Source organism: Hoylesella timonensis S9-PR14, from assembly GCF_000762405.1.
Classification (GTDB): domain Bacteria; phylum Bacteroidota; class Bacteroidia; order Bacteroidales; family Bacteroidaceae; genus Prevotella; species Prevotella timonensis_A.
Genome location: NZ_JRPQ01000183.1, coordinates 1 through 4,262, shown reverse-complemented (window position 1 = coordinate 4,262; position 4,262 = coordinate 1). Strand labels below are relative to the sequence as shown.

Sequence of the window (4,262 nt, the reverse complement as noted above, 5' to 3'; positions counted from 1 at the left end):
CTAAGAAATGGTTTATGATTCCGTTTGTGAAGATTTATTTGAAATATCGGCAAGCTCGGTATGTCAGAGATTTAAGGAATGTGTTAAAAAAAGGATGACCATAGAGTTTTGGAAACCATTATGACGAAATTAAAATTGATAATGATACTTCTCCCCGTTGTATTCATGCTTCACGAATACGAAGAGATTATCATGTTTAGGCATTGGCTTGACAGAAATAGGGACGAATTGAAAAGGCGTTTCCCTCAATTCGGGCAGTTTCTTGCACGCAGGGGACATTTTGATTATTCCACAGCCACATTTGCTATTGGGACTGTCCACGAGTTCATTCTGATTTCCCTCATTTCTTTCTGTGCCGTATGGTTGGATGCTTATCAATGGTGGTTTGCTGCATTTGCAGGGTATTCCCTCCATCTTATAGTACATCTTGCTCAATGGGCAATATACCGAAAATATATACCTGTTATCATTACCACAATCTTGACTTTGCCTTATTGTGTCTATGCCTTTGTTGAATTGGCAAAGACTTCCATTCTATCTCCTTTGCAGATGTTCTTATGGTCAGTTGTTGGGATTATCCTAACAGTGCTTAGCTTACTCTCTGCTTTTTTCGTGATGAGCAAGTTTCAACAATGGCAGGATAGACATTGAGAGTGTATTGTCAAGAATAAAATAAGTACAAGAAATGTCCCAATTACCCATCCATAGAAGTTCACAGCTCTCAGATTTCGGAGTCTATCTTAAGAGTGTCGTCTCCCAGACATCGGCACCTTCGGAAAGATACGCTTTCTCCCATACTGACGATTATTATTTCTTTGGATTCATAGAGGATGGGCAATGCCGTCTGGATATTGATTTCAAGGAATACGCTTTCGGGAAAGGAAGTTTGGCTATCATCCGTCCGGGACAGGTGCATCGCATCATTGATGCTTCCAATCTTTCTGCAAAATTTCTCATTATCGACTCGGTACTGGTGGATAAGGAGGAAAAACGAACGCTTGAGGGATATGGTTGTCCCCAAAGACAACTATCCGACATATCGGAACTGAAACTATTACTATCGCTTCTTGACCGCAAATTGGGTTGTATGGAAAATCCATCTGCCAAAGCAATAGTTCAGCGACTGACCACCGTCATCGTGGGATTGGTCGTGGATAACGTTGCGAATACAATGATAGCTCAATCCGAATTTCAGAGTACTATGACCAGACACAAGGAAATAGTATGGGAATTTCGGGATTTGCTGGAAAACAATATTCGAATTAACCGTTCGCCATCATTCTATGCCGGACGGCTGAACATTACCGTTGCCTACCTGAATGAGGCGGTAAATGCTGTTCTGGGGACAAGCTTGAGCCGTCATATTCAAGACGAGATTATTTTGTTGGCAAAGCGGAAGTTGGTCTATACGACAGCCTCCGTCAAGGAGATAGCGCATAGTCTGGGATTTGACGATTACTCCTACTTTACACGACTGTTTACTAATGTCGCAGGAGTCTCTCCCACGCTTTTCAGAAAGAATTACCACGAATAGTGCTATTATCACCGTTGTCCGTCTATTGCAACAGCCTGTATCCCTCCATACCTTTGCAGCGGAATTTATTCACTTAAAAAGATACAGATTATAAAGATGAACAACGCTGTAAATATTCTACAAGAAGGAAGTATGATGAAAGCCCTGACAAAGTTGGGGATACCTATTGTCATCGCAATGCTGATTATGGCAATATACAATGTGGTGGACACTTTCTGGGTTGCACGTCTGGGAACTCTTCCCGTTGCCGCCGTATCGGTTGTTTTTCCTCTGTCGCTGTTGTTTCTCGGGATAGGGCTGATGTTCGGTGTCGGCGGCGGAGTGTATGTATCCCGTCTGTTGGGGGCAAAGCAGATTGTCAAGGCAAGTCAGGTCGCTTCCGTCTCAGTGGTTACTTCTGTGATTTTGGCTGCCCTCATTGCCTTTATGTGCAATGCGTTCCTGCCGGACATCCTGCTGTTTATGGGAGCAAACGAGGGTATGATGCACTTGGCAGAAGCATACGGCAGACTCTTCATCATCAGTTGTGTCATAGGGGCATTGAATGTGTCGATGTCCAACATCATTGTTTCACAAGGTGCATCGAAAACATCTGCAATGGCAATGATTATCGGCTCTATCGTCAATGTTGCATTAGACCCCTTGTTTATCTACACTTTCAATTGGGGCGTGGAAGGTGCGGCATGGGCAACCATTCTTTCAAGAATTATCACGACAGCCATTTATATTCGCTTCTTCCTCTCGAAAGCAGAGGTGAAAGTATCGTTTACCCTGTTCGCTCCCACGATGAGAATGTATGCGGACATCATCAAAATAGGCATCTCGATGCTCTTTCTGCAATTGCTCCAGACCCTTTCCATCAGTCTGTTGCAGAGGGCTGCCGTGAAATATGGAGCGGAGGCTGTCGCAGCGGTGGGTATCGTTCTGAAGATTGTAACATTGGGAACAAACGTGGTCTTCGGGTTTGTCAAAGGACTGCAACCGATGACTGGCTATAACTACGGAGCAGGCAACTTCCAACGATTAAAGGAAGCAGTGCGCTGTTCCCTGATACTTACAACCTCGTTTTGTGTGCTTTGGAGCATACTCATTATGGGATTTACCTCTCCTGTCATCAGTTGTTTCGGCAAAGACGAAACTATGCAGGGAATTGCAAGGATAGCCCTTCGAGCCAATACGATTATGTTCTTCACTTTTGGATTTCAATTTGTGTATTCCACGCTATATATGGCAATCGGAAGAGCAAGGCAGAGCCTTCTGCTCAATATCGGACGACAAGGGCTGTTTTTTATCCCTGCCATATTACTGCTTCCATCATATTGGGGACTGAATGGTGTGCTTTATGCCCAGCCTGTCGCCGACATCTTTGCAACTTTGATGACACTGTTCTTTGCCGTCCGAATTCACAGGGAGATAAGCCATCAATCACATCTCACAACAGAAAAGGAAAACAACTCCTACTGCCAACAGATATAATATTTCAGATTTATTTGCTTAGGGCACGAACGAGCGAGGAACACTCACAAAGAGTTAAAATATCGTTAGTCTTCCTTTAGGGATAGATTTATGTTTATAGAATCTTTTCTCATTTATTAAATATAAATCTCTAATGACAGATGTGAGTTTATTCGTGTCGTGCAGAACTTTTTATTAGCCTGTCCATATCCCTTGAAATCTTTTGGTCGGTGATTTGGGCATAGATTTGTGTGCTGGCAATAGAGGCATGTCCCATCATCTTGACAATACTCTCAATCGGTATACCAGCCTCCAATGTCAGCGTACCGAAAGAATGGCGAGCCATGTGAAAGGAAAGGGATTGGCGAATGCCACAAGCCAAGCCAACAGCCTTGAGGTGCATGCCTATCTGCATTCTACTCATCGAGGTTGCGAAGATAGGACTATCCTCTTTCTTGTCTTTCAGTGGGTAAAGCGAGAGTATTTGCTCGGCTATCGGGTGCAGAGGCGTGATGCTCTCTACAGCTGTCTTCTTTCTGTACTGACGGATATAGCGTATCCCTGCATTGTTTGTCTCAATATCACAGTATCGTAACTTGCTCACATCGGCAAAAGCCAAACCTGTGAATACGGAGAAAAGAAAAATCCTCCGCACAAACTCCGCCTGTTCGTTTTGAAAGGGCATAGCCAACAGACGGGCAACCGCCGTCTTGCCCAGACAGCGAATTTTTCGCTCTACTCGCTCATAATTGGCATCCTCAAAAGGATTATAGCGAATGGTTTGCTGGCTCACAGCTCTATACATCAATCGGCTTAGCCAAAAGAGATTTTGTTTCGTTGTTGATAAGGCATAGCCTTTTCGCTTGAAGTAGATGCGATAATCATCGAAAAACTCCATCGTAAGGCTCGTAAGAGGAATGTCTGTTTTTCCTCTACTTTCCACAAAGAGTTCCAGCTGCCTGTGGTAGCAACAGCAACTTTGGTATGTGCTTAAGACTCTTGTAGATTGAATTGTCAATAATACCTCTCGGCTAAGAGCAAGCAAAGTGGTCGGATTTGCTCCGACACCTTGCAAGTGGTTTTTAAGCAGCTCGGCACTCACCGCACCAAATTGCAAGAGCAACGTATTATACCCCTGCTCAATCTTCTCACGAAACGAATGCAAGCGTTGGTTCTGCTGCTTGTCGTTGGTTTCCTGTCGCTTTACGCTCCAATCGCCGGGCAATGTGTTTTCTCCTGTGGACATCACGACTTTTGAGCCGTCTATCGTAAT

General features: G+C 44.1%; 4 protein-coding genes. 3 read left to right on the top strand and 1 reads right to left on the bottom strand.

The features are described from left to right. Positions 1-120 precede the first annotated feature (120 nt). The 3 genes from HMPREF9304_RS11060 to HMPREF9304_RS11050 all read left to right on the top strand — a co-directional run bounded on the left by HMPREF9304_RS11060 (position 121) and on the right by HMPREF9304_RS11050 (position 3,010). On the top strand, positions 121-651 hold the full coding sequence (locus HMPREF9304_RS11060; RefSeq protein ID WP_036929127.1) for an HXXEE domain-containing protein: 531 nt from the start codon (positions 121-123) through the stop codon (positions 649-651). Positions 652-685: 34 nt separating this feature from the next. Continuing rightward, on the top strand, positions 686-1,534 hold the full coding sequence (locus HMPREF9304_RS11055; protein ID WP_036929125.1) for an AraC family transcriptional regulator: 849 nt from the start codon (positions 686-688) through the stop codon (positions 1,532-1,534). 96 nt (positions 1,535-1,630) lie between these two features. Next, entirely contained in the window at positions 1,631-3,010 is a 1,380-nt protein-coding gene (locus HMPREF9304_RS11050; protein WP_036929123.1) for an MATE family efflux transporter, read from the top strand. 148 nt (positions 3,011-3,158) lie between these two features. On the opposite strand, the gene HMPREF9304_RS11045 is transcribed toward HMPREF9304_RS11050, so the two are convergent. Continuing rightward, on the bottom strand, positions 3,159-4,262 hold a 1,104-nt coding region (locus HMPREF9304_RS11045), incomplete at its 5' end, for a site-specific integrase (RefSeq protein ID WP_052046136.1).

Coding starts and splice junctions, on each gene's coding strand:
- HMPREF9304_RS11060 (WP_036929127.1), top strand. CDS start 121: ATGACGAAATTAAAATTGATAATGATACTTCTCCCCGTTGTATTCATG.
- HMPREF9304_RS11055 (WP_036929125.1), top strand. CDS start 686: ATGTCCCAATTACCCATCCATAGAAGTTCACAGCTCTCAGATTTCGGA.
- HMPREF9304_RS11050 (WP_036929123.1), top strand. CDS start 1,631: ATGAACAACGCTGTAAATATTCTACAAGAAGGAAGTATGATGAAAGCC.